The organism is Achromobacter piechaudii NBRC 102461 (genome assembly GCF_001571245.1).
GTDB lineage: Bacteria > Pseudomonadota > Gammaproteobacteria > Burkholderiales > Burkholderiaceae_B > Achromobacter > Achromobacter piechaudii.
Window position 1 is genome coordinate 1 of record NZ_BCTK01000004.1, and the last position, 25706, is coordinate 25706.

Sequence of the window (25706 nt, forward strand, 5' to 3'; positions counted from 1 at the left end):
AGTTACGCTTGACGACCATAGCAAGGTGGTACCACTCCTTCCCATCCCGAACAGGACAGTGAAACGCCTTCGCGCCGATGATAGTGGACGGACGTCTGTGAAAGTAGGTCATCGTTAAGCTCTTATCCCGCAAAGCCCCGCCGGTTCCCGGCGGGGCTTTGTCTTTGGAAAAATAGAACGAATTTCGGCGCTTGAAGCCAGGTGTAGTTGACTGCGAAAGCCAGCCGTCGACGGCGCCTTCAATCAGGCTGCAAGCCGCGCCAATGCTGAATGTGCCGAAATAACAACGCCTGTGGATGGGTGGGTTTTGTGCGGTAAGATTGTCCGAGTCAATTCGTTGGAGCGTTATCGTGAGTGATCCCCAGACCCCCGTGCCCGGCACAACGTTGGACCTGCGCACGCTGACCCATGTGGCTTACGGTTTATTTGCCCTGGGCTTTCTGACAAGCGGAATTCTGGGCATTGCGACCTTGGCGGCCGTGGTACTGATGTACCTGAAGCGCTCTGACGCCGCTGGCACGGTTTACGCTGGCCATTTCGACTGGATGCTGCGCACCTTTTGGTGGGCCATGCTTTGGATGGCTATCAGCGCCATCGCCATCTACATCTTCATCGGTTGGATCAGCCTGATCGCCACTGTCGTGTGGGTGCTGTACCGACTGATCAAAGGCTGGCTGGCGCTGTTGGAAGGCAGTTCGCCGACCACCTACGCTTGATAGCCAAGATGCGCCTACAGGGCGTCAAGAAGGCCGGCAGAGATGCCGGCTTTTTTTATGCCCCGCGCGTGTGCGACAAAGCTGCGATACGACTGTTCCCCGAAGTGGAACCGAACGATGGTGTCGCGAAGGGCCTCGGCGCACCGCAACGGCCCTTTAGCTAGGCCGGCATAGCAGGACGGCGACAAACCGGACTGGGAACAGCAGCTCCTGTGCGCTAGTGGCTTCTAAGCAAACACATCACGCGTTCCGACGTAGCTGCGCAGACAGCGCGCGCACACGAACAGAACAGCGCCGTCAGGGCGATCCGGAATCTTCAGGCAAGCGGGGGAGAGGGGATTCGCTGCATCCACAAGGCGTGGATTTAGGAAGGCGCGCTACAGATAGCGCATATGCAGAAGCTGGCTAGCCCGGCGAGGAGCCAGGGCATCGCGACAATCCAAGAGGCAGGGACGTACGGGGTACGCCCTTTGCCTGCTTACTTCAGATGTGCGTTGACCAGTTTGGTCAGTTCGAACATCGTGACCTGATCTTTGCCAAAGATCGGACGCAGCTTGGCATCGGCGTTGATGTTGCGCTTGTTGCTGGCATCTTGCAGGTTGTGCTTCTTGATGTATTCCCAGATCTTCTTGGTGACCTCGGTACGCGGCACGGCTTCCGAGCCGATGACAGCGGCCAATTCGGCGCTGGGGGTCAGGGGCTTCATGAATGCAGCGTTCGGCTTGCGCGCGGTCGCGGGTTTGGAGGTTGTGGCCATAATGCGGCGCTCCTTCTCTGGCTGTTGGAAAAATTGTCCTGCGGCCGGAGCATAACGTGTCTCTCTGGTAAAGACAAAGGCATTTATCCTCTGTAGCAACTAAAATGCACGCACCGTCCCCCCTATCACGTGATTCTGTAACCTCCTATGTACGCACGATCTGCTTTGGAATCAATTCGGCTTTTTCATGACGAGTTGACTGCGCTGCGGCGCGATCTGCATGCCCATCCCGAATTGGGTTTTGAAGAAGTCCGAACTTCCGGGATCGTGGCCGGCGCATTGGAAGCGCTGGGCATCGAGGTGCACCGCGGCATTGGCAAGACCGGCGTGGTGGGCGTCATTCGCGGCAAGCGCTGCGATAGCGGCCGCATGATCGGTCTGCGGGCTGACATGGATGCGTTGCCGATGACGGAGGACAACGACTTCGGCCACAAGTCCACCAAGCCAGGCCTGATGCACGGTTGCGGGCACGACGGTCACACGGCGGTGTTGATCGGCGCGGCCAGGTACCTGGCGCAGACGCGGAATTTCGACGGTACGGCGGTCTTGATTTTTCAACCGGCGGAAGAAGGCCGAGGCGGCGCGCGCGCCATGTTGGAGGATGGTCTTTTCGACACCTTCCCGTGCGATGCGATCTATGCCTTGCACAACTGGCCTGGCCTTCGGCCGGGCACCATCGGCATCAACCCAGGTCCGATGATGGCGGCGGCCGACCGCTTTGAAATCCAGATCACCGGACGCGGCGGCCATGGCGCGCATCCTTATCAGACCATCGACCCCGTAACCATCGCGGGCCAGATCATTACCGCACTGCAGACGATCGTGTCGCGCAACGTGAACCCGTTGGATTCGGCCGTGGTGTCGATCGGATCGATGCAGGCGGGTCACCCCGGCGCCATGAGCGTGATCCCGCGCGAAGCCAAGCTGGTGGGCACCGTGCGCACGTTTCGCAAGTCAGTCCAGGAAATGGTCGAGACGCGCATGCGGGAGTTGGTCACCGCAATTGCAAGCGCGTTCGGCGGGACAGCCGAACTGATCTACGAACGCATCTACCCGGCCACCCTGAACACGCCGCAGCATGCCAACCTGGTCGCGGATATCGCAACCGAAATGATCGGCAAGGAAAACGTGGTGCGCGACCTGGTGCCCTCCATGGGCTCCGAAGATTTCTCGTTCATGTTGCAGAGCAAGCCCGGCGCGTACTTCCGCCTGGGCCAAGGCGGCGCCGAGTCGGGCTGCGTGCTGCACAACTCCCACTTTGATTTCAACGATGCGGTCATTCCCCTGGGCAGCGCGATGTTTTGCGCGCTGGCAGAACGGGGCATGCCGCTGGCAGATTAAGAAGCCCTCCATGTCTACTCAAAGCACCACTCAGCTCACTATCACTCGCCCCGATGATTGGCACCTGCACCTGCGCGACGGCGCGGCGCTGGAAGCCGTGGTGGCCGACACCGCGCGCCAATTCGCGCGCGCGATCATCATGCCGAATTTGAAGCCACCGGTGACAACCACCGAGCAGGCGCTGGCCTATCGGGATCGGATTCTTCAGGCATTGCGCAAGGCGGGCGGCAACCCCGACGCCTTTACGCCCTTGATGACGCTTTACCTGACCGACAACACGTCTGCCGAAGAGATCCGCAACGCTCACGCATCGGGCCAGGTCTACGCGGTGAAGCTTTATCCTGCGGGGGCTACGACGAACTCGGACGCCGGCGTGACCGACTTGCTGGGCAAGTGCACCAAGGCCCTGGAAGCACTGGAAAAATGCGGCATGCCGTTGTTGGTGCATGGCGAAGTGACTGACCCCGCGATCGACGTGTTCGACCGCGAAGCAATTTTTGTCGAGCGCGTCATGAAGCCTTTGCGCCGCGCGTTTCCGGCATTGAAAGTGGTGTTTGAGCACATCACGACGAAGGAAGGCGCGGAGTATGTGCGAGACGCCGAAGGGCCGACCGCCGCGACGATCACCCCGCAACATATGCTGTACAACCGCAATGCCATCTTCCAGGGCGGCGTGCGGCCGCATTGGTATTGCCTGCCGATCCTGAAGCGCGAGACGCACCGGCTTGCCTTGGTCGAGGCGGCTACCAGCGGCAGCCCGCGCTTTTTCCTGGGCACCGACAGCGCGCCCCACGCGCGCGGCCTGAAGGAACATGCTTGTGGCTGTGCCGGTTGCTACACGGCGCTGCACGCCATGGAGCTCTATGCAACGGCCTTCGACGCCGTCGGCAAGCTGGACAAGCTGGAAGGATTCGCCAGCTTCCATGGCCCCGACTTCTACGGCCTGCCGCGTAATACTGGCACGCTGACGCTGGTGCGCGAAACATACCAGGTGCCTGCCGAACTGGCTTTTGGCAACACGACGCTGGTGCCGTTGGCGGCTGGCGAAGCGTTGGCCTGGCGGGCTCATGCCTGAGTCGCGGGTACAAAGATTTTCAGCGCTTTAGACAAATAAAACGGGGTGGCCGGCTTGATGCCGTCCACCCCGTTTTGTTTCGCCGCGCCGCAAGGCCCGCCGACACCCCTATATATATAGGCGTGTTCTTATAGCGTGCCGTCCCGGCGTGCTTCCAGCAATTCCCAGCGCGCGAATTTCTCTTCGAGCTCGCTCTCCAGCTTGGCAAGTTCGCCGTTGATGCGCTCGACTTCCGCCGGCGCGTCTCGGTAAAGGCTGCCGTCCGCCAACTTGCCCGCCAATTCGGCCTGCTTCGCTTCAAGCGCAGCGATGGCGTCCGGCAGGCCTTCCAGTTCACGCAAGTCCCATGCGTTGATCTTGCTGGCCTTGGCCGGCTTTGGTTTGGCGACCTTGGCGCGCGCGGCGCTTTCGTCAACGGGCTTGGCGGTGGCGTCCGTATCACTGGCGCTAGCGGCGGGGGCCGGGCGCTGTGCGACCCATTCATCGTATCCGCCCACGTAGTCTCGCCAATGGCCATCTCCTTCGTAGGCGATGGTCTGCGTGACGACGTTGTTCAGGAAAGCGCGATCGTGGCTGACGAGCAGCACGGTGCCCGCGTATTCCTGCAGCAGCTCTTCCAGCAGCTCCAGCGTTTCAATATCCAGGTCGTTGGTGGGTTCGTCCAGAACCAATACGTTGGCAGGGCGGGCAAACAGTCGGGCCAGCAACAGCCGCGCACGTTCGCCGCCAGACAGGCTGCGCACGGGCGAGCCGGCGCGCGCGGGCGAGAACAGGAAGTCGCCCAGGTAGGTCATGACGTGTTTGCGCGTGCCGCCGATTTCAACCCATTCGCTGCCCGGGCTGATGATGTCGACCAGCGAGGCGTTTTCGTCCAGCTGCGCGCGCATCTGGTCGAAATACGCGACGGCTACGTTGGTGCCCAGGCGTGTCGTGCCGCTGTCGGGTTGCATCTCGCCCAGGATCAGCTTGAGCAGCGTGGTCTTGCCCGCGCCGTTGGGACCGATGATGCCGATGCGGTCACCGCGCAGGATAGTGGTGGAGTAGTCGTCCACGACGACCTTGTCGCCAAAGGTCTTGCCGACGTGTTCCAGTTCGGCCACGAGCTTGCCTGAGCGTTGACCTTCGGCCAGCGCCAACGAAACGTCGCCAATGCGCTCACGGCGCTCTGCGCGCTGGACTCGCAGGCTCTCCAGGCGGCGCACGCGGCCTTCGTTACGGGTGCGGCGCGCCTCAACACCCTTGCGGATCCAGACTTCTTCCTGTGCCAGCAACTTGTCAAAGCGTGCTTGTTCCAGGCGTTCCGATTCCAGCCACTGGGCTTTGCGTTCCTGCCATTGGGAGAAGTTGCCCGGAAAGCTCAACAGGCGGCCGCGGTCCAGTTCGACGATGCGGGTAGTGACGGCATCCAGGAAGCGGCGATCGTGGGTGATGATGACGGCGGCTCCGCGCCAGCCGCGCAGCATTTCTTCCAGCCAGGCGATGCCTTCGAAGTCCAGATGGTTGGTGGGCTCGTCCAGCAGCAGCAGGTCAGGTTCTTCGACCAGCGCGCGCGCCAGGGCGACGCGCTTGCGGGTGCCGCCCGACAGGCCGGCGATCTGCACATCTGCCGGCAGGCCAAGCTTTTCCAGCATGGCGCGCACGCGCGAGGGACGTTGCCAATCTTCGTGGTCGCCGTCGACGTTGCACACCACGTCGAACACCGTGGCGTTCTCGTCCAGCTCCGGTTCTTGTTCGACAGTGGCCACGCGCAAGCCCGAGCTGCGAGCGATGTCGCCGTCATCGGGCAGGGTGCGGCCATCCAGCAGTCTCAGCAGCGACGACTTGCCGGCGCCATTGCGGCCGATCAGGCCAATGCGCTCGCCGGCCTGGATGGCGAAATCGGCATGGTCCAGCAACGGGTGGTGGCCATAGGCCAGCTGGATGTCGGTCAGGGTGATGAGGGTAGCGAGGGCCATGTAGTGGGTCTTTTCTGCGGCTTCTAAGCGAATCAACGCGTATTGTCGCAGGAACCTCGGCCCCCCGTCCGGACGCCAGATCCGGGCACGGTCGGGGACAGTGCTCAGACCTGTACTAGAATACGAACCGCAAGGCGGGTCGGGCGATCGCGGTGGATGCAAATCCATCGAGGAAGGTCCGGACTCCACAGGGCAGGGTAACGGCTAACGGCCGTCCGGTCGCGTCTTCGGACGCGGTTGAGGAATAGGGCCACAGAGACGAGACTGGGAAGCGGGCGCGCTTTGCGCGCACAGGTACGGCCATCTCCGTATCGCGTCGTTCGGCAACGAATGGCGGCGTCTCAGGGTGAAACGCGGCAACCTCTACCCGGAGCAACATCAAATAGGCATGCGTGCGGCCCTCGGGTCGCGAAGGGCGGCTCCGTCCAAGCATGCGGGTAGGTGGCTAGAGCGGCTCAGCAATGATCCGCGCAGAGGAATGATCGTCCGCCAGGGCAACCTGGTGTACAGAATCCGGCCTATAGACCCGTCTTGCATCGAATTTCCTGATCGCGGTGCGCTGGGCATGCATGCCCAGCCTCGCGGCATGCGCCGGCCAATTTTTTTCAGGCGCCCGGAACGCACGTTGGGCGGGAAGCCTTGCCAATCGGTGCGAAGGGCGCCGCGTAAAACAATGCAAAGGCGTCATTAGGCGCGACTTCTTACGCAGGACTTTTAGTGTGTGTCGCAACCTCCTGATATATCAGGAGGTTTTTCTTTTTGCGGATTTACATATTGGTCTAAGTCCTTGTTGTGATTGAAAAAATTGCAACCACGCGCTTGACCGCCCCATTGCCATACCGTAGAGTGGGAAATAGTAGGAAATTGTGCAATTAAGTGGGGTAAAAGTGGTGTTTCAGGGAAGCAGCGCACTCACGCTGGATGCCAAGGGGCGGATCTCGATTCCGACCCGGCATCGTGACGCGCTGATGTCGCAGGCCGATGGCCGGCTGACCCTGACCCGCCACCCCGACGGCTGCTTGCTGGTGTACCCGCGGCCCGAATGGGAAAAGAAGCGCGAGCAGATCGCCGCCTTTCCCATGACGGCTCGTGCGTTGCAGCGGCTGTTGCTGGGCAACGCTCAGGACGTGGAACTGGATGGCTCCGGCCGGGTCCTGATCGCTCCTGAACTGCGCAACGCTTCCGGTATGACGCGCGATGTGATGCTGCTCGGTCTGGGCGCGCACTTCGAGCTGTGGGACGCCGCTACTCTGGCCAGCCGCGAGGCAGAAGATTTGGCCAAGGGTATGCCGGATGTGTTGAACCAGTTTTCGTTCTGAAAAATTTTATGGAATTCGAACATCGGCCCGTTCTGCTGGAGCCGACGGTGGACGCACTATTGCTGCCCGATTTTGGTGGCAAAGGCGCGGCACGGTCGCACTCCCAGATCGAGCCGGATACGGCTACGCGGGCGGATCGCGGCGTGTTTGTCGACGGCACTTTTGGCCGCGGCGGGCACAGCCGCGAACTGCTTGGGCGTTTGGGCAAGTCCGCACGGCTGGTGGTGTTCGACAAGGACCCCGAGGCGATCGCGGTAGCCAACGCGCTGGCGGCGACGGACTCGCGGGTCACGGTAGTGCATGGCGGCTTTGCCACCATGGCGGAAGAATTGCAGCAGCTTGGCATCGACAAGGTCGATGGCGTGATGCTGGATCTGGGCGTTTCGTCGCCTCAGATCGATGATGCCGAGCGCGGCTTTTCGTTCATGCGAGACGGCCCGCTCGATATGCGGATGGACACCACTCGTGGACCCACGGTGGCGGAATGGCTGGCGCAAGCCAGTGTGGATGAGATGCGGGAGGTCATAGCGGATTATGGCGAAGAACGGTTTGCTTTTCAGGTTGCAAAGGCGATTGCTGCTCGCCGCGCAACAAGGCCGCTGTGCACCACGCTCGAGCTTGCCGAGTGCGTCGCCAGCGCCGTCCGCACGCGCGAAAAGGGGCAGCATCCGGCCACACGCACCTTTCAAGCTCTACGGATTTACATCAATCGGGAGCTCGAAGAGCTCGCGCGCACCCTCGCGGCAGCTCTAGAACTGCTTGCTCCGGGGGGGAGGTTGGCAGTGATCAGCTTTCATTCGCTTGAAGACCGCATGGTCAAGCAGTGCATCGTGGCGGCGGCTCGGCCGGCCGCTGCGCATGCACGCCTGCCGCTGCGCGAAAGCGAAATGCCGCAGCCGATCCTGCGTTCCCTCGGACGCGTCCAGGCCGAAGACGACGAGGTCGCGGGCAACGCCCGGGCCCGTTCCGCGGTCTTGCGCGTTGCCGAGCGCACCGAAACTCCGCTGCCCCCCGAGGGCGGCTTTGCTTTTGTGAAGATCGGCTCGCTGCCCGGCAGCGAGCTGGCCCCGCCGCCTCGGCGCGGTGGTAAAGGGGGGCGGCGCTGATGGGTCGTGTCAACCTGATCGTTGCGGCGTTACTGATGCTGTCGGCCATATCCCTGGTCACCAGCCGGTATCAGTCGCGCCAGCTCTTTGTTGAGTTGGGACGTGATCAGGCACAGGCGCGCGACCTGGAAACCAACTGGCGCCGCCTTCAGCTTGAACGCGCCGAACTCGCCCGCAACGCGCGGGTGGACGCCATCGCACGCGACGGCCTGAAGATGATTTCCATCGTTCCGGACCGCACGCTCTATGTGAACCAGGCCCCGGTCTCCGCCGCCGGAGGCGCTCAATGAAGCGCGTTCCCTTCTTCGATAACCCCGTGCTGCGCGGGCAATTGCCCTCATGGCGCGCACGCCTCGTGCTGATCCTGCTGTTTGGCGGGTTCACCGTGTTGGCGGGCCGCGCCCTGTTCCTGCAAGGGCTGTCGACGGAGTTCCTGCAGCAGCAGGGTGAACGCCGCTATGAACGCACGCTGACGCTGGCCGCCACGCGTGGCAAGATCATGGACCGCAATGGCGCGGTGCTGGCATCGAGCGTGCCCGCGCGCGCCATCTGGGCTATTCCGGAAGACGCCAAGCAAGGCACGCCCGCCCAGATGGACGGGCTGGCCAAACTGCTGGAAATGCCGGCCGCCGACCTGCGCCATCGCCTGGTCGACGAAGACAAGAACTTCGTCTACCTGAAGCGTCAGGTGTCGATGGACGTGGCCGACAAGATCAAGCAACTGAACATGCCGGGCGTGCATCAGCAGCCCGAAACGCGCCGCTATTACCCCGACGGCGACGTGATGGCGCACGTCGTGGGCTTCAACAACGTTGAAGATCAGGGCCAGGAAGGCGTTGAACTGACGTTCAACCAGCAACTGCAGGGCCGCCCGGGCAGCCGTCGCGTCATCAAGGACCGCTTGGGCCGTGTGATCGAAGACGTGCAAGCCGTGACTTTGCCCGTCGATGGCCGTGACCTGCGCCTGTCGATCGATACCCGTTTGCAATACCTGGTGTTCAAGGAATTGAAGGACGCCATGGACAAGCACCAGGCCAAGGGCGCTACCGCCGTGGTCGTGGACGTGCACACGGGTGAAATCCTGGCGTTGGCCAATGTGCCGACCTTCGATCCGAACAAGCGCGAAACCTTCCATGGTTCCAAACTGCGCAACCAGGCCATTACCGATACGTTCGAGCCCGGCTCGATCATGAAGCCGTTCACGGCAGCGCTGGCGCTGGATCTGGGCCGCATCACCACGTCGACGCTGTTTGAAACCGGCAACGGCCGCTTCACGTATCAAGGCAGCACGATCAGCGACGTCAGCCGCAATGGCACGTTGGATGTGGCCGGCGTGTTGCGCAAGTCCAGCAACATCGGCATGACCATGATTTCCGAGAAGCTGGAATCCCGCGAAATGTGGGACCGCTTCACCGAATTGGGGCTGGGGCAGGCGCCCCAGGTGGGATTCCCCGGCGCGGCGCCCGGTCGTCTGCGTCCCTGGGACCGCTGGCGCCTGATCGAAAAAGCGACGATGGCCTACGGTTACGGCCTGTCGGTCTCGCTGCTGCAAGTGGCTCGGGCCTATACCGTTTTCGCTCGCAACGGCGACATGGTTTCCCTGACCCTGGTCAAGCGCGACAGCGACCCCACCAGCGTCAAGATCTACACGCCCAAGACCACGGCCATGGTGCGCGCCATGCTCGAAGCCGCCGCTGGCCCCGAAGGCACGAAGGCCGCTCAGGTGCAGGGCTACCGCGTGGCCGGCAAGAGCGGCACGGCGCGCAAGATCGTCGACGGCAAATACAGCATGCAGCGCTACCGCAGCTCATACGTGGGCTTCGCGCCGGTGTCGGATCCCAAGATCGTCGTGGCCGTGTCTATCGACGAGCCCACCGTTGGCGGTTATTACGGCGGCGCCATCGCCGCACCCGTGTTCTCCCACATCGTGGGGGGGAGCCTGCGGTTGATGGGGGTGCGGCCCGACGCACCTTTTGAATCCACGATTGTTGCTGGTCTCAAGGAGCCAGGCAGATGAGCGCCAAAGGCTTCCTCTCCACCCCTGTCGCCACGGTTGCTGAAACCGTGGCGTGGTTGCATGCGCGCGTCTCGTTGACGGCGCACCTGAAGCTGGACTCGCGCGATATCGAGCCGGGCGACGTGTTCGTTGCCTGCCCGGGCCTGTCCAGCGACGGACGTCTCTATATAGATAAGGCGTTGGCGCTGGGCGCCAGCGCTGTGTTGTTCGAAGCGCCTGGCAGCGACGCGCTGCAAGCCGCCGCCGGAAGCACCCCGATGTTGCCGGTGACCGGCTTGCGCGCCCTGCTGGGTGAACTGGCCGACACCTGGTACGGCCGGCCGTCCGCCGCGTTGGCGGTGGTAGCGGTAACGGGCACCAACGGCAAGACCTCGTCGGTGCAATGGATCGCGCATGCACTTAGCCGCAACGACAAGCCCTGCGGCACCATAGGCACTCTGGGCGCCGTGCTGCCCGATGGCCGTACGCTGGGCGGCGATCTGACGACGCCCGACGTCCTGACCGTGCACCGTACGCTTGCTGCAATGCGCGATGCGGGCGCCCAGGCCGTGGCAATGGAAGCGTCGTCGATCGGCATCGAGCAAGGCAGGCTGGATGGTGTGCGCGTGGCCTTGGCCGCCTTCACCAACCTGACGCGCGACCATCTCGACTACCACGGCACGATGGAACGCTACGAGGCCGCCAAGGCTCGCCTGTTCAATTGGCCCGGGCTGACCGCCGCCGTCGTCAACGCCGACGACGAAGCCGGCCGTCGTCTGCTCGCCAGCCTGCCGACGGGCATGGCCGCGATGGGCTACAGCCTGAGCGACTCTCCCGACATTCCCGCCGCGATGCGCGCGCGGGACTTGCAAGCCACATCGCAAGGCCAGATCTTCACGCTGGTGTCGCCGCATGGCGAGGCCCAGATCGTGACGCGTCTGCTGGGCGCGCACAACGTGTCGAACCTTTTGCTGGTGGCCGGCGTGCTGTACAAGCTGGGCCTGCCGTTCGCGCAGATCGCACGCGAGCTGGCCGCGACGGACCCGGTCGACGGCCGCCTGCAAACCGTCGAGCCCGTGACGACGTCAACGCAGTCCTCCGCAGGCCGGGGGGCGTTGGTGGTGGTGGATTACGCCCACACGCCGGATGCCTTGTCGCGTGCGCTGACCGCGCTGCGCGCCGTGGCGGTGGCCAGATCCGGCCGCCTGATCTGCCTGTTTGGATGCGGTGGCGAGCGCGACCCGGGCAAGCGCCCCGAAATGGGCCGTATCGCCGCGCAGCTGGCCGACCATGTCGTGGTGTCCAGCGACAATCCACGCACTGAATCACCTCAGGACATCATCGACCAGATCCTGGCCGGCATCCCCCCAGCCGCGAACGTCGACGTTCAGGTCGACCGCGCGCGCGCCATCATGCAGACCATCTGGTCCGCCTCACCCGATGACGTGGTGCTGCTCGCCGGCAAGGGCCATGAAACGTATCAAGACATCGGCGGCGACAAGCTGCCCTTCGATGACCGTGAATGGGCGCGCCTGGCGCTGCTGCTTCCGCAGGTCTCGGGCGTATCGACGGATACCCGCCGCATCGGCCCGGGCGAATTGTTCGTGGCGCTGGTCGGCGAGAATTTCGACGCGCACAACTATCTGGATCAGGCCGAAGGCCGTGGCGCCTGCGCGGCGGTCGTGGCGCACGCCGTGTCCGACTCGAAGCTGCCGCAACTGGTGCTGGGCGACACCCGCATTGCGTTGATGCGCATCGGCGCGGCGTGGCGCGCGCAGTTCACGCTGCCCGTCGTGGCGGTGACCGGCAGCAACGGCAAGACGACCACCAAGGAAATGATCTCGGCGATGTTGGCCGAGTGGCAAGGCGAGTCGGGCCGGCTGGCCACGGCTGGCAACTTGAATAATGACATCGGCGTGCCGTTGACGCTGCTGCGTCTGCGCGCCGAGCATCGCGCGGCGGTGTTCGAACTCGGCATGAACCACCCGGGCGAAATCGCGCAGCTTGCCGCCATGGCGGCGCCCACCGTGACGCTCGTGACCAACGCCCAGCGCGAGCATCAGGAATTCATGCACACCGTGGAAGCGGTGGCGCACGAGAACGGCGCAGCCATTGCCGCGCTGCCCGATGACGGCGTGGCCGTGTACCCCGGCGATGAGCCGTACTGCGCCATCTGGGACGCATTGGCCGAACCGCGCCGCGTGTTGCGATTCGGCTTGCAGCCGGGTTTGGACGTCTACGCTGAACAGATTCTTGCCGACGTGGATTCGACGCGCTGCCGCGTCGTGACGCCGGTGGGCGTTGCGGACCTGGCCCTGCCGGTGCCCGGCCTGCATAACCTGCGCAATGCCCTGGCCGCCATCGCCAGCGCCATCGCTTCGGGCGTGCCGCTGGACTGCGCCGTGCGCGCTCTGGCCCGCTTTTCACCCGTTGCCGGGCGCATGCAGCACAAGAAAATGAGCGACGGAACGTTGCTGATCGATGACACCTACAATGCCAACCCCGATTCGGTGCGCGTAGCCATCGACGTGTTGGCGCGTATCGCCGGCACGCGTGTTCTGGTGCTGGGCGACATGGGTGAAATCGGGGACAACGGCCCCGCCTTGCATGCCGAGGTGGGCAACTATGCGCGCGAGCAAGGGCTCGACGCGTTGATCACGCTAGGTGAAGCCAGCCGCGCGGCAGCCGCCGCTTACGGCGCTGGCGCACACGCCTGCGCATCGGTAGACGAAGTGGTTGCCGCCTTGCGCGGCTTGCGCCCGTCCAGCGTATTGATAAAGGGATCGCGCTTTATGCGCATGGAGCGGGTAGTGACGGCTTTTTCCACGAACGACGGACAGACGGCCAAGGCGCAGGGAGAGCAGCATGCTGCTTGAGCTAGCCCGTCTGCTTTCCGATGATGTGCGCGCCCTGGGCGTGTTCGAATACATCACTTTGCGCGCCGTGCTGGCGTGCGCGACGGCGTTGCTGATCGGCCTGGTGGCCGGTCCGCGTGTGATTCGCAAGTTGACCGAAATGAAGATCGGCCAGGCCGTGCGCGCCTATGGCCCGGAAACGCATCTGGTCAAGACCGGCACCCCCACGATGGGCGGCGTGCTGATCCTGATTTCCATCGCCATCAGCACCTTGCTGTGGGCCGACTGGACCAACCGCTTCGTGTGGGTGGTGCTGCTGGTGACCTTCGGCTTCGGCTGGATCGGCTGGATGGACGATTACCGCAAGGTGGTCTATCGCGATCCCGAAGGCATGCCCGCGCGGCAGAAATTCTTCTGGCAGGCGACGATCGGCATGATCGCCGCCGTCTACCTGGCGTTTGCTGTTTCGGCGCCCGCCAATACCGACCTCTGGCCCTTGTTCAAGGCATGGGTAGGTAGCGGCTTCACGATGTCGCTGCCGACGCGCGCCGACTTGATCGTGCCGTTCTTCAAGTCGGTCAGCTATCCGCTGGGCGTGCTGGGTTTCGTGGCGCTGACGTGGGCCGTGATTGTCGGCACGAGCAACGCCGTGAACCTCACCGACGGCCTGGACGGCCTGGCCATCATGCCCACCGTGATGGTGGGCAGCGCGTTGGGCATCTTTGCCTACGTGGTCGGCCGCGTCGACTATTCGAAGTACCTGCTCTTTCCCTATATACCCGGCGCGTCCGAGCTCATGGTGCTGTGCGCGGCGATAGGGGGCGCGGGACTCGCCTTTTTATGGTTCAACGCGTATCCGGCCCAGGTCTTCATGGGCGACGTCGGCGCGCTTGCGCTGGGCGGCGCGCTGGGCACCATAGCCGTCATCGTGCGCCAGGAGATCGTGCTGTTCATCATGGGCGGTGTGTTCGTGGTGGAAACGCTGTCGGTGATGATCCAGGTGACTTGGTTCAAGTACACCAAGCGACGTTATGGAACAGGTAGACGCATATTCCGCATGGCCCCGTTGCATCATCACTTTGAAGTGGGCGGCTGGAAAGAAACCCAGGTGGTCGTGCGTTTCTGGATCATCAGCATGATGCTGGTGCTGATTGGCCTCTCAACCCTGAAGTTGCGATGAATATGATGGAAACCTCCCGCGCTGACGCGCCGCTCGTGCTGATCCTCGGATTGGGCGAGACGGGTGTCGCCGCCGCACGCTGGTGCGCCCGCCTGGGCGCCCGCTTGCGTGTGGCCGACACGCGCGCTGAACCGGGTGGGCTAGCGGCCTTGAAAGACGCGCTGGCGCAAAGTGACGTGCAATACCGTCTGGGCTGCGATGCCTCGTTCGACGTCGCGTTGCTCGATGGCGTCACGCAGGTGGTGTTAAGCCCGGGCCTGGCCCCGGCGCAAGCACCCGCTGCCGACTTGCTGCGCGAGGCCGAGGCCCGTGGCATCGAAGTGGTCGGCGAGATCGAATTGTTTGCTCGCGCTTTGGCTGATCTGGCCGAAACGCAGGAATACCGTCCGCGTCTGCTGACCGTTACGGGCACCAATGGCAAGACCACCGTGACGGCGCTGACGCGTGACCTGATCGATGCAAGCGGGTTGTCCGTGGTCGCGGCTGGAAATATCAGCCCGGCGGCGCTGACGGCGCTGATGGATGCGCTGGACAACGACGCGTTGCCGCAGGTGTGGGTGCTGGAGCTGTCCAGCTTCCAACTGGAAACCACGCGCTCGCTGATGGCGGATGCCGCTGTCGTGCTCAATGTCACGCAGGATCATCTGGACTGGCACGGCGGCATGGACGCCTATGCCGCCGCCAAGGCACGTATCTTGACGATGGCGCGTATCGCCATCGTCAACCGCGACGACCCGCTGACCATCGCCATGGTGCCGACCGTGAACGCGCTGAACGTGCGCAGCTTCGGCCGCGACATGCCCGAACTGGTCGGCGACATGGGGCTTGAACTCGGACAGGGCGTGGCCTGGCTGGTCGCCTCCGAACCCAGCGATTTCGATGAACCCGCGCCGCCCACGCGCCGCAAGAAGGACGCGCCCGAGCCGGTGCGCGCCAACGGCCGCATGAGCCGCCTGATGCCCGTGGACGCGCTGCGCATCCGCGGCATCCACAACGCGCTGAACGCATTGGCTGCCTTGCAGCTGGCGCGCTGCCTGGACTTGGGTTGGGGCGCCATGTTGCGCACCCTGCGCGAGTACGCGGGCGAACCGCATCGTGCGGCGTTCGTGCGCCAGATCGGGGGCGTGGACTACATCAATGACAGCAAGGGCACGAACGTGGGCGCTACCGTCGCCGCGTTGGAAGGGCTGGGCCAGCCGGTCGTGCTGATTGCAGGTGGCCAAGGCAAGGGCCAGGATTTCTCGCCGCTGATTCCGGTGGTGTCGCGCCATGCGCGCGCCGTCATGCTGATCGGCGTGGATGGCCCGGAGATCGGCCGCGTGCTGGCGTCTACCGGCGTCAACTGCATCACCGTCGATTCGCTGCATGCCGCCGTGCGAGGCGCCGCCGAATTGGCGCAGCCGGGCGACGCCGTGCTGCTGTCGCCGGCCTGCGCCAGCCTGGACATGTTCCGCAATTATCCGCACCGTGGACAAGTGTTCATGGAAGAGGTCGAAGACCTGGCCCGTGACCGGGGAGAGGTGGCATGAGCCTGATCGCCGATCTCACCGCCAGCGTCAACGCCGTGCGGCCTGGCCGCACCAAGATGCGCAACTTCGATCTGCCGCTGGTCATCGCGGCATCGACCTTGCTGCTGCTCGGCTTGCTGATGGTGTATTCGGCGTCGATCGCGTTGGCCGACGGCCCGCGTTACGCCTCCTATGGCCGCTACTACTTCGTGATCCGCCACGGCCTGTTCGTCAGTGCCGGTTTGCTGGCGGGGGCGGTGGTGCTGGCCATTCCGATTCGCGTCTGGCAGCGTATGGCGGTGCCGCTCTTCGTGGTGGCGATGGTGTTGCTGGTGGCCGTGCTGATCCCGGGCATCGGCCGCGAAGTCAACGGCGCGCATCGCTGGATTCCGCTGGGTCCGCTGAACTTCCAGCCGTCTGAATTGATGAAGCTGGCGGCGTTGCTCTACGCCGCCGACTACACGGTGCGCAAGCAGGAACACATGCAGGCGTTTGCCCGCGGCTTTTTGCCGATGGCCTTTGCACTGGCGGGCGTGGGCATGTTGCTGCTGCTTGAACCCGACCTGGGCGCCTTCATGGTGATCGTCGCCATCGCCATCGGCATCCTGTTCCTGGGCGGCATCAACGGCAAGTACTTCAGCAGCTTGCTGGCCGTGCTGGTCGGCACGTTCCTGATGCTGATCTGGTTGTCGCCGTGGCGCCGTGCGCGCCTGTTCGCGTACCTGGATCCCTGGAATGAAGACAACGCCTACGGCAGCGCGTATCAGTTGTCGCATTCGCTGATTGCCTTGGGTCGTGGCGAATGGCTGGGCGTGGGCCTGGGCGCCAGCGTCGAGAAACTGCATTACCTGCCCGAAGCGCACACCGACTTCCTGATGGCGGTGGTGGGCGAAGAACTGGGCTTTGTCGGCGTGATGGCCGTCATCACGCTGTTCGCCATCATCGTCTATCGCGGTTTCGATATCGGCCGTCAGGCGATCGCCATGGAACGCACGTTCGCGGGCCTGGTGGCGCATGGCGTAGCGATGTGGTTCGGCGTGCAGTCTTTCATCAACATGGGCGTGTGCCTGGGCCTGCTGCCGACCAAGGGCCTGACCTTGCCCTTGATGAGCTACGGCGGTTCGGGCGTGGTGATGAACCTGTGCGCACTGGCCATGCTGATCCGCGTCGACGTGGAAAACCGGGTGATGATGCGCGGGGGACGGGTATGACGACCGCGCGCACCATTCTCATCATGGCCGGCGGCACCGGCGGCCACATCATGCCCGGCCTGGCCGTGGCCGATGTGCTGCGCGAACGCGGCTGGCGCGTGCTGTGGCTGGGCAACCCCGACAAGATGGAAGGCAAGCTCGTGCCGCCGCGCGGTATCGAACTGGTGCCGTTGCGCTTTCAGGGCGTGCGCGGCAAGGGTGCGTCCGCGCTGCTCAAGCTGCCGTTCCTGCTGCTGCGCGCCTTCGCCCAAGCCTGGTCCCGACTGGCGCACGTGCGTCCGGACGTGGTGCTGGGCATGGGCGGCTATGTGGCGTTCCCGGGGGGCGTGATTGCAGCCCTGCGCGGCACGCCGCTGGTCGTGCACGAACAAAATGCCGTGGCCGGCACCGCGAACAAGTGCCTGGCCAAGATGTCGCGCCGCGTGCTCAGTGGCTTTCCCGGTGTGCTGCCCAAGGGCGAAGCGCTGGGTAACCCCGTGCGCGCGGACCTGTGCGCGCTGCCGGATCCGGCGGTTCGTTATGCCGAACGCAGCGGCCCGCTCAAGCTGCTCGTGGTGGGTGGAAGCCTGGGGGCGCAAGCCTTGAACACCACCGTGCCGCAGGCGTTGGCGCGCCTGCCGCAAGAGCGCCGTCCGATGGTCATCCATCAGGCTGGCGAACAACATTTACCCGCGCTGCAACAAGCCTACGCCCAAGCGGGTGTGCAGGCCGATTGCCGCGCGTTCATCGATGACATGGCGGGCGCCATGGGCGATGCCGATCTGCTGATCTGCCGCGCGGGCGCCATGACGGTGTCCGAAGTGGCGGCCGCTGGCGTCGCCGCGCTGTTCGTGCCGTTCCCGCATGCCATCGATGACCATCAGACCGCCAATGCGCGCTTTCTCAGCGACGCAGAAGCTGCCTGGCTACAGCCGCAGACCGCCATGACGCCCGAATGGCTGGCGGACTGGCTGGCCCAGCGCTCCCGACAAGAACTTGCGGCCGTCGCCGTCCGGGCCCGCGCGCATGCGCAGCCGGAAGCCGCCGCGCATATCGCCGATGTCTGCGAACAAGCAGCGGGGCGTAGATCATGAAACACAGAATTCAACATATCCATTTCGTAGGCATTGGCGGCTCGGGCATGAGCGGCATTGCCGAAGTGCTGCTCAACCTGGGCTACACGATCAGCGGTTCCGACCTGAACGAGTCGGCTGTGACGCGTCGCCTGGCCAGCCTGGGCGTGAAGATCGCAATCGGCCACGTCGCCAGCAACGTCACCGGCGCGGCAGCCATCGTCACGTCCACCGCCGTGGCGGGCGACAACCCCGAAGTGATCGCGGCCCGCGCGGCGCGCATCCCGGTGGTGCCGCGCGCCCTCATGCTGGCCGAACTGATGCGCCTGAAGCGCGGCATCGCCGTGGCCGGCACGCATGGCAAGACCACGACCACCAGCCTGGTCGCAAGCGTGCTCGCCGCAGGCGACCTGGACCCCACTTTCGTGATTGGCGGCCGTTTGAATTCGGCGGGCGCCAACGCGCGGTTGGGGCAGGGCGACTACATCGTGGTCGAGGCCGATGAGTCGGACGCGTCGTTCCTGAATCTGCTGCCGGTGATGGCCATCGTGACCAACATCGATGCCGACCACATGGACACCTACGGGCACGACGTGGCCCGCCTGAAAAGCGCTTTCATCGAATTCACGCAGCGCCTGCCGTTCTACGGCAGCGCGGTGCTGTGCTCGGACGACGCCAACGTGCGCGAGATCATGCCGTTCGTGTCGCGCCCGATCACCACGTATGGCCTGAATGAAGACGCGCAGGTGCGCGCCTACGAAGTCCAGCCGTCCGGCACGCGCATGCGCTTCAACGTGCAGCGCACGCACCGCGACACGCTGCTGCCGCCCTTGCAGGTCGAACTGAACCTGCCCGGCCTGCACAACGTGCGCAACGCGCTGGCCGCCATTGCGGTGGCCACCGAGCTGGGCGTTTCCGACGACGCCATCCGCGAATCGCTGGCCGCCTTCAAGGGCGTGGGCCGCCGCTTCACGCAGACGGGCGAATTCCCGGTGCCGGCCAGCCATGGTGGCGGCACCTTTACGGTCATCGATGACTACGGCCACCACCCGGTCGAGATGGCTGCCACGTTGTCCGCCGCGCGCGGCGCCTGGCCGGATCGCCGCATCGTGCTGGCCTTCCAGCCGCACCGCTATACGCGAACGCGTGACTGCTTCGAAGATTTCGTGCGGGTGCTGGGCACGGCGGACGCCGTGTTGCTGACCGAGGTCTATGCCGCGGGCGAACCGCCTCTGGTGGCGGCTGACGGCCGCGCGCTGTCGCGTGCGCTGCGCGTTGCGGGCAAGGTCGAACCGGTATTCGTCGAGGACGTGGCTGAACTGCCGCAGGCTGTGGTCGACTTCGTGCGCGATGGCGATGTCGTGATCGTGATGGGAGCGGGTTCGATCAGCAAGGTCCCCGCCCAAGTAGGAGAGCTGGCATGAGCGCGCAATTCGGCAAGGTTGGTGTGTTGTACGGTGGCCGCTCCGCGGAGCGCGAAGTGTCGTTGATGTCCGGCAAGGGCGTGCAGCAGGCGCTTGCCAGCGCTGGCGTGGACGCGCACCTGTTCGATACCGGTGAACGCAGCCTGGCCGAACTGGCCGCCGAAGGCTTCGACCGCGTCTTCATCGCGCTGCATGGCCGCTACGGCGAAGACGGCACGATCCAGGGCGCGCTGGAATTGCTGGGCATTCCGTATACCGGCAGCGGCCCGATGGCCTCGGCGCTGGCCATGGACAAAACCATGACCAAGCGCGTGTGGCTGCAAGTCGGCCTGCCTACGCCTGAATTCGAAGTGCTGGATGCCGACACGGAACTTCGCCTGGTGCCGGATCGTCTGAGCCTGCCGCTGATCATCAAGCCGCCGCATGAAGGATCGACTGTCGGCATCACCAAGGTCGTGGGCTATTCCGACATGAAGGAAGCCTATGCCGCCGCCGCGCGCTTTGACAGCGTGGTGCTGGCCGAACAGTTCATCATTGGCCGCGAACTGACCGTGGCGGTGCTGGGCTCGGGCAAGGGCGCGCGCGCACTGCCCGTGATCGAAATCGCCGCGCCGGGCGGCAACTACGACTACGAACACAAGTATTTCTCTGACGACACCCAGTACTTCTGCCCGGCGACGCTGCCCGACGGCGTGGCCGAGGAAGTCGCCGAGATCGCCGTCAAGGCGTATCAGGCATTGGGCTGCGAAGGCTGGGGCCGCGCCGATTTCATCCTCGACCGGGACAACCGGCCGTGGTTGCTTGAAATGAATACCTCGCCTGGCATGACCAGCCATTCGCTGGTGCCGATGGCCGCCAAGGCCGTCGGTATCAGCTACGCCGACCTTTGCGTGTCGATTCTGTCCGAGGCCTCGTGCAAAGTGCACAGCGCCCCGCGTAACGCTTGACCTGGATAATCCGTGTGGAACGACGCTCGCACTACCAACCTGATCGCCAACACGCTAGCCGTGCTGGCGGTTTGCGCCATGCTCATCGCGGGCGTGGTCTGGGTAGCGCAACGCCCGTTCTTCACGCTGACGGCCATCGAACTGGAATCGATGCCGGACACCGATCTGCACTACGTGTCGCCGCAAGCCGTGCGCTCTGCAATCGCGGGCCGCTTCAAGGGCAACTTCTTCACGGTGGACCTGGACGACGCGCGCGAGATTTTCGAATCCGTGCCCTGGGTGCGGCACGCCACGGTGCGCCGGATCTGGCCCAACGTGCTGCGCGTGCGGATCGAGGAACAGCAGCCCCTGGCGCTGTGGAACGAAAACCAGATGATCAACACCTGGGGCGAAGCGTTCACGGCCAATACGGGCGAGGTGGACGACGAAACCGTGCTGCCGCAATTCTCCGGGCCCGAGGGCACGGAATCGCTGGTGGTGCAACGCTACGCCGAATTGGCGCGCTGGTTCGCGCCGCTGGACATGCATGTCAAGCAGTTGGAACTGAGTCCGCGCTACGCCTGGCGCGTGGTGCTGTCCAACGGCATGTTGCTGGACCTGGGCCGCGACCCGGGCGCGGATGCGCCCGACCCGCATGGCTTGCCCGGAGCACTGCCGTTCGCGGCACGTATTCAACGCTTTGTGCAGGCGTGGCCCACCGTGTCGGGGCGCCTGGAAGGGCGCACCATCACGCAGGCCGACCTGCGCTATCCGAATGGTTTCGCCCTGGCGCTGGCTCCGTTGCCCGCGTCGGAAACCAAATCCAAATCCACACCGAAACCTCCCAAGAAACGCTAACGCCATGACCCGTGACATCAAGGACCTTATCGTCGCCCTCGATATCGGCACCAGCAAGGTGGTGGCTGTGGTGGCTGAAATTTTGCCTGAAGGGCGATTCGAAGTGCTCGGCCTTGGCCAGCACGAATCGCGTGGCATGCGCAAGGGCGTGGTCGTCAACATCGAGACCACTGTGAATTCCATTCAGCGCGCGCTTGAAGAAGCCGAGCTGATGGCAGATTGCAAGATTCGCGACGTCTACACCGGCATTGCCGGCAGCCATATCCGCAGCTTCAATTCCAGCGGCATGGTCGCTGTGAAAGACAAAGAAGTCACCGCCACCGACGTTGCCCGCGTCATCGAGACCGCCAAGGCGGTGAACATTCCGACCGACCAGCAAGTGCTGCACGTGCTGACGCAGGAGTTCATCGTCGACGGCCAGGAAGACATCCGCGAACCCATCGGCATGAGCGGCCTGCGCCTGGAAGTGCGCGTGCACATCGTGACGGGTGCGGTCAGCGCCGCCCAGAACATCGTCAAGTGTGTGCGCCGCTGTGGCCTGGAAGTGCAGGACCTGATCCTGCAACCGCTGGCCTCCAGCCTGGCCGTGCTGACCGCCGACGAGAAAGAACTGGGCGTCGTGCTGGTGGATATCGGCGGCGGCACCACCGATGTCGCCATCTTCACCGGCGGCGCGATCCGCCACACCGCCGTGCTGCCGATTGCCGGTGACCAGATCACCAACGACATCGCGGCCATGCTGCGCACGCCGACGCCGGATGCCGAAGAAATCAAGCTGCGCTACGGCGTGGCCAAGCAGGTGCTGGCCAGCCCCGACGAATCCGTCGAAGTGCCGGGCCTGGGCGATCGCGGCCCGCGACAGGTCAAGCGCCAGGCGCTGGGCGCCGTGATCGAGCCGCGTGTCGAAGAGTTGTTCACGTTGGTGCAGCAGGTGGTGCGCGACTCAGGCTACGAAGATCTTCTGGCCTCGGGCGTCGTGCTGACCGGCGGTTCCGCGCAGTTGCCCGGCATGATCGAACTGGCCGAGGACGTGTTCCTCAAGCCGGTGCGCGTGGCGGTGCCTGAATACGAAGGTAGTTTGGCCGACGTGATGCGCAACCCGCGCTTCTCGACGGTGATGGGTTTGTTGCAGGAAGCTCGGATGCAGCGCGTGCGCGGCCGCAAGGTCGCCGCTCAGACAGGCAATTTCAAAAGCCTGCTTGCTCGCATGAAGGAATGGTTCATGAATTAAAGAGGAAGGGGCAGGTTGGGGCCTGCTCCTTGGAACGCGTCGCGGCGGTATTGCGGGGCGGGCCAGAAAGGGGAGGCGTCTCAAACCCGTGGCGGGCCATAGCAGTCGGCATCGGCTTTGAGGCGATTCACAAAATATAGGTTGTTGGGGAATTTTTGTGATTTGCAAAATCGGACTTGTGAGGGAGTCATCATGATGAACTTTGAGATGCTTGAGAACAACACCAAAGGGACCGTAATCAAGGTCGTTGGTGTGGGTGGTGCGGGCGGCAATGCCGTGGCGCACATGATTCGCAGCGGCGTGCACGGCGTGGATTTCATCTGCGCCAACACCGATGCGCAAGCGCTGGCGGCAACCAATGCCCCGGTGCAGATTCGCTTGGGCCGTACCGGCCTGGGCGCGGGCGCCAAGCCCGAGCAAGGACGTGCGTCGGCTGAAACCGCGCGCGAGGAGATCCGTGCTGCGCTGAACGGCGCACACATGGTCTTCATCACCGCCGGCATGGGCGGTGGCACCGGCACCGGCGCGGGTCCGGTCGTGGCCGAAGTGGCAAAGGAACTGGGCATCCTGACCGTTGGCGTGGTCACCAAGCCTTTCACGTTTGAAGGCAACAAGCGCCTGAAGATGGCCGAAGACGGTATTTCCGAACTGGCCAAGCACGTGCATTCGCTCATCGTGGTGCTCAACGAGAACCTCTATGAACTGATGGACGAGGACGCGACGCAGGAAGACTGCTTCCGTTCGGCCGACGATATCCTGCACAACGCTTGCGCGGGCATCGCCGAAATCATCAACGTCGAAGGTAACGTCAACGTCGACTTCGAAGACGTCAAGACGATCATGGGCGAGCAGGGCCAGGCCATGATGGGCACGGCATCGGCATCGGGCGCTGACCGCGCACGTGTCGCCGCCGAGCACGCCATTGCTTGCCCGCTGTTGGAAGGCGTGGACTTGAACGGCGCGCGCGGCGTGCTGGTCAACATCACCGCCAGCCGCTCGCTGAAGATGCGCGAAACGCGCGAAATCATGGAAACGATCCGCAGCTACGCTTCGGACGACGCCACCGTGATCTTCGGTACGGCCTACGACGAGTCCATGGGTGAAAACCTGCGCGTGACCGTGGTTGCAACCGGCCTTGGCCGTGCGCAGGCGCGTCCGCAACTGGTGCAAAGCACGGCTGAAGTGCTGCGTACCGGTACCGACAACATGCCCATGGGCACGATGCCGGCCGGCCAAGGTGGCGATTACCGCAATCTGGACATGCCCTCTGTGATGCGCAATCCGCGCAGCCAGGCGTCGGCCCAGGTGCGTGCGTTGGAAAGCTCGGGTATGGATCATTTCGACATCCCGGCATTCCTGCGCAAGCAGGCGGATTGATCGAAAGAGCCGACTACAGGCTCTGAATCGCACTCCCTCATCTCCGGCTCGCTTGTCCCCGCGGGCGAGCCGGAGGCGGAGCGGTCCGTGTTTCCCTTGCACGGTTCTATAAAGGGACGGAAGTATCGGTCGATCCGGGCCCGCGTGATGGCGCCGAGGATCGGACAGCGTTACAATACGTCAGTTACGCCGGCAATCTGTACTCTTCTTGCCGGCTTCCTGGCTCTAATAACCAAGCATCATGTTCCGACAACGCAGCATCCAGAATCTAGTCCGCACGACAGGCGTCGGCGTCCACTCGGGACGGCGGGTAGAGCTCACCCTGCGTCCGGCACAGCCCAATACGGGTATCGTTTTTCACCGTGTAGACCTGCCTGAAGTCGTGGACCTGCCAGCAGTGGCCACGGGCGTGGGCGACACGCGCATGGCGTCGGTCCTGCAACAGGGCAACGTCCGCGTTTCCACGGTGGAGCATCTCATGTCGGCATTGGCCGGCCTGGGTATCGACAATCTGCATATCGACCTCACTGCCGAAGAAGTCCCAATCATGGACGGCAGTGCGGCAACCTTTGTTTATCTGTTGCGCTCGGCGGGAATCGTCGAGCAGAACGCGCCCAAGCAGTTCATCCGCGTCAAGAAGACGGTGGAAGTGCGCGAGGGCGAAGGCCGCAACGAAAAATGGGCGCGGCTCGAACCGCATGAAGGCTACGCGTTGGCCTTCTCGATCGACTTCCGCCATCCCGCTATTGACTCCACCGCCAATTTCGCCGAAATCGATTTCGCCACGCATTCGTATGTGCGCGAAATCGCCCGGGCGCGCACCTTTGGCTTCGTGAACGAAGTGGAAGCGCTGCGCTCGATGGGCCTGGCCCGTGGCGGCAGCCTGGATAACGCCATCGTCATGGACGAGTACCGTGTGCTGAACAGCGACGGGCTGCGCTATGACGACGAATTCGTGAAGCACAAGATCCTGGACGCCATCGGCGACCTCTATCTGCTGGGCAAACCCCTGGTGGCGCGCTACGTGGCGTGCAAGTCGGGCCACGGCCTGAACAACCAGTTGGCGCGTGCGTTGCTTGCGCAGCAAGACGCATGGGAACTGGTCACCTATGAATCTCAGGCTGAAGCGCCGCAAGCCTTCCGCCACGAATGGAAGCTGGCGTAACGCTGGCTTTCTGATGCGCGGCGGGGGCGGCCCCATCGCGCCGAGGACATCCCGCTGTTCTGAGTGTCCTGCCATGGGATGACCCTTCGCGTCATCCACTCGCGCGATAGTCGCCATCCGGCTGCAAACCATAGTCGTAGTCCGACGAGAACTTGGTTTCGCTTCGTTTCCATGCGCCGTGCGCGCCGGACAAAGCCGGATTGCTTCAGCTACTCTTGTGATGCCTCAAGAGCTTGGCAACCGCATCGGCCAACGGGCCGGGGCGCAATTTTTCGTGCAGCGTCTCGAATGCGCCCAGGGCAGTGTTGCCCAGGGGTTGCGCCTCTTTGGGAGGGCGCGGCTGGCGGGCGCCAGGTTTCGGTAACCCCGCTTGTACCTTGACGGCAATTTCGTTAAGGTTCCAGCCTTGATCGGCCAGCGCGCGCGCCACGCGCGGCGCCAATTGCCGCATCTTGGCCGCATGAGCGGCACTGGGCACCACCAGGTGCAGGCACTGGTTTTCCAGCTTGCCCACCTGGCAGACAGCACCTAGCGGGGCGGGCAGAACCGCCGCCACCGCATACTGAATTTGCAAGTGCTTGCGGGCAGTCGCCAACACACCGGCGCCCCGCATGTCATGACCCAGCCATCCCAGAGCGGTATTTTCTTTCCGCC

The 25706-nt window shown here is 63.9% G+C and carries 21 protein-coding genes, 1 rRNA gene and 1 other RNA gene; 20 read left to right on the top strand and 3 right to left on the bottom strand.

Going from position 1 to position 25706, the window contains the following annotated elements; translation table 11 throughout:
* Window positions 1-7 precede the first annotated feature (7 nt).
* Window positions 8-120, top strand: a 5S ribosomal RNA gene (rrf, locus tag API01S_RS06625).
* 176 nt (window positions 121-296) lie between these two features.
* Window positions 297-716: a DUF4870 family protein gene (locus tag API01S_RS06630; protein ID WP_061303920.1), complete on the top strand. Its 420-nt coding sequence runs from the start codon at window positions 297-299 to the stop codon at window positions 714-716.
* 478 nt (window positions 717-1194) lie between these two features.
* On the opposite strand, the gene API01S_RS06635 is transcribed toward API01S_RS06630, so the two are convergent.
* Complete coding sequence (locus API01S_RS06635; protein ID WP_006217453.1) at window positions 1195-1473, bottom strand: SWIB/MDM2 domain-containing protein; 279 nt, start codon at window positions 1471-1473, stop codon at window positions 1195-1197.
* A 147-nt stretch (window positions 1474-1620) separates the two neighbouring features.
* Here API01S_RS06635 and API01S_RS06640 point away from each other — a divergent pair, with 147 nt between their 5' ends.
* Both API01S_RS06640 and pyrC read left to right on the top strand, forming a co-directional pair.
* Window positions 1621-2814 (top strand): M20 aminoacylase family protein, encoded by a 1194-nt coding sequence (locus tag API01S_RS06640; RefSeq protein ID WP_006217454.1) that lies wholly within the window; start codon window positions 1621-1623, stop codon window positions 2812-2814.
* Window positions 2810-3889, top strand: a complete 1080-nt coding sequence (gene pyrC / locus API01S_RS06645; RefSeq protein ID WP_085947692.1) for a dihydroorotase — start codon at window positions 2810-2812, stop codon at window positions 3887-3889. The genes API01S_RS06640 and pyrC overlap by 5 nt, the downstream gene beginning before the upstream one ends.
* Window positions 3890-4017: 128 nt before the next feature.
* Here pyrC and API01S_RS06650 read toward each other — a convergent pair whose 3' ends face one another.
* Window positions 4018-5844: an ATP-binding cassette domain-containing protein gene (locus API01S_RS06650; protein WP_061303922.1), complete on the bottom strand. Its 1827-nt coding sequence runs from the start codon at window positions 5842-5844 to the stop codon at window positions 4018-4020.
* A gap of 131 nt (window positions 5845-5975) precedes the next feature.
* On the opposite strand from API01S_RS06650, the gene rnpB reads away from it, so the two are divergent.
* The 16 genes from rnpB (at window position 5976) to lpxC (ending at window position 25052) form a co-directional block, all read left to right on the top strand.
* Window positions 5976-6381, top strand: an RNA gene (rnpB, locus tag API01S_RS06655) — RNase P RNA component class A.
* A 353-nt stretch (window positions 6382-6734) separates the two neighbouring features.
* Window positions 6735-7163, top strand: a complete 429-nt coding sequence (gene mraZ / locus API01S_RS06660; protein WP_006226256.1) for a division/cell wall cluster transcriptional repressor MraZ — start codon at window positions 6735-6737, stop codon at window positions 7161-7163.
* A gap of 8 nt (window positions 7164-7171) precedes the next feature.
* The gene (rsmH, locus tag API01S_RS06665) at window positions 7172-8269 is read left to right on the top strand and encodes a 16S rRNA (cytosine(1402)-N(4))-methyltransferase RsmH (RefSeq protein WP_006217459.1); all 1098 of its coding nucleotides are present in this window, start codon (window positions 7172-7174) and stop codon (window positions 8267-8269) included.
* On the top strand, window positions 8269-8559 hold the full coding sequence (gene ftsL / locus API01S_RS06670) for a cell division protein FtsL (protein ID WP_006217460.1): 291 nt from the start codon (window positions 8269-8271) through the stop codon (window positions 8557-8559). The genes rsmH and ftsL overlap by 1 nt, the downstream gene beginning before the upstream one ends.
* Window positions 8556-10286 (top strand): peptidoglycan D,D-transpeptidase FtsI family protein, encoded by a 1731-nt coding sequence (locus tag API01S_RS06675; RefSeq protein WP_006217461.1) that lies wholly within the window; start codon window positions 8556-8558, stop codon window positions 10284-10286. The genes ftsL and API01S_RS06675 overlap by 4 nt, the downstream gene beginning before the upstream one ends.
* Window positions 10283-13141: a bifunctional UDP-N-acetylmuramoyl-L-alanyl-D-glutamate--2,6-diaminopimelate ligase MurE/UDP-N-acetylmuramoyl-tripeptide--D-alanyl-D-alanine ligase MurF gene (murF, locus tag API01S_RS06680; RefSeq protein ID WP_061303923.1), complete on the top strand. Its 2859-nt coding sequence runs from the start codon at window positions 10283-10285 to the stop codon at window positions 13139-13141. The genes API01S_RS06675 and murF overlap by 4 nt, the downstream gene beginning before the upstream one ends.
* A complete protein-coding gene (mraY, locus tag API01S_RS06685; protein ID WP_006217463.1) occupies window positions 13131-14300 on the top strand; it encodes a phospho-N-acetylmuramoyl-pentapeptide-transferase in 1170 nt (389 codons plus the stop codon). The genes murF and mraY overlap by 11 nt, the downstream gene beginning before the upstream one ends.
* On the top strand, window positions 14297-15829 hold the full coding sequence (gene murD, locus API01S_RS06690; RefSeq protein ID WP_061303926.1) for a UDP-N-acetylmuramoyl-L-alanine--D-glutamate ligase: 1533 nt from the start codon (window positions 14297-14299) through the stop codon (window positions 15827-15829). Before mraY ends, murD begins: the two co-directional genes overlap by 4 nt.
* Window positions 15826-17019, top strand: a complete 1194-nt coding sequence (gene ftsW / locus API01S_RS06695) for a putative lipid II flippase FtsW (protein WP_050728137.1) — start codon at window positions 15826-15828, stop codon at window positions 17017-17019. The genes murD and ftsW overlap by 4 nt, the downstream gene beginning before the upstream one ends.
* The gene (gene murG, locus API01S_RS06700; RefSeq protein ID WP_006217466.1) at window positions 17016-18092 is read left to right on the top strand and encodes an undecaprenyldiphospho-muramoylpentapeptide beta-N-acetylglucosaminyltransferase; all 1077 of its coding nucleotides are present in this window, start codon (window positions 17016-17018) and stop codon (window positions 18090-18092) included. Before ftsW ends, murG begins: the two co-directional genes overlap by 4 nt.
* Window positions 18089-19495 carry a UDP-N-acetylmuramate--L-alanine ligase gene (murC, locus tag API01S_RS06705; RefSeq protein ID WP_006217467.1) on the top strand — a complete coding sequence of 469 codons (1407 nt, stop codon included), beginning with the start codon at window positions 18089-18091 and terminating at the stop codon, window positions 19493-19495. Before murG ends, murC begins: the two co-directional genes overlap by 4 nt.
* Window positions 19492-20442: a D-alanine--D-alanine ligase gene (locus API01S_RS06710; RefSeq protein ID WP_050728135.1), complete on the top strand. Its 951-nt coding sequence runs from the start codon at window positions 19492-19494 to the stop codon at window positions 20440-20442. The genes murC and API01S_RS06710 overlap by 4 nt, the downstream gene beginning before the upstream one ends.
* 12 nt (window positions 20443-20454) lie before the next feature.
* The gene (locus tag API01S_RS06715; protein WP_006217470.1) at window positions 20455-21279 is read left to right on the top strand and encodes a cell division protein FtsQ/DivIB; all 825 of its coding nucleotides are present in this window, start codon (window positions 20455-20457) and stop codon (window positions 21277-21279) included.
* A 4-nt stretch (window positions 21280-21283) separates the two neighbouring features.
* On the top strand, window positions 21284-22510 hold the full coding sequence (gene ftsA, locus API01S_RS06720) for a cell division protein FtsA (protein ID WP_006217473.1): 1227 nt from the start codon (window positions 21284-21286) through the stop codon (window positions 22508-22510).
* Between the two features lie 192 nt (window positions 22511-22702).
* Entirely contained in the window at window positions 22703-23887 is a 1185-nt protein-coding gene (ftsZ, locus tag API01S_RS06725; protein WP_006217474.1) for a cell division protein FtsZ, read from the top strand.
* A gap of 241 nt (window positions 23888-24128) precedes the next feature.
* The gene (gene lpxC / locus API01S_RS06730; protein WP_006217475.1) at window positions 24129-25052 is read left to right on the top strand and encodes a UDP-3-O-acyl-N-acetylglucosamine deacetylase; all 924 of its coding nucleotides are present in this window, start codon (window positions 24129-24131) and stop codon (window positions 25050-25052) included.
* A 205-nt stretch (window positions 25053-25257) separates the two neighbouring features.
* On the opposite strand, the gene API01S_RS06735 is transcribed toward lpxC, so the two are convergent.
* Window positions 25258-25665, bottom strand: a complete 408-nt coding sequence (locus tag API01S_RS06735; protein WP_006217476.1) for a DciA family protein — start codon at window positions 25663-25665, stop codon at window positions 25258-25260.
* Window positions 25666-25706 lie beyond the last annotated feature (41 nt).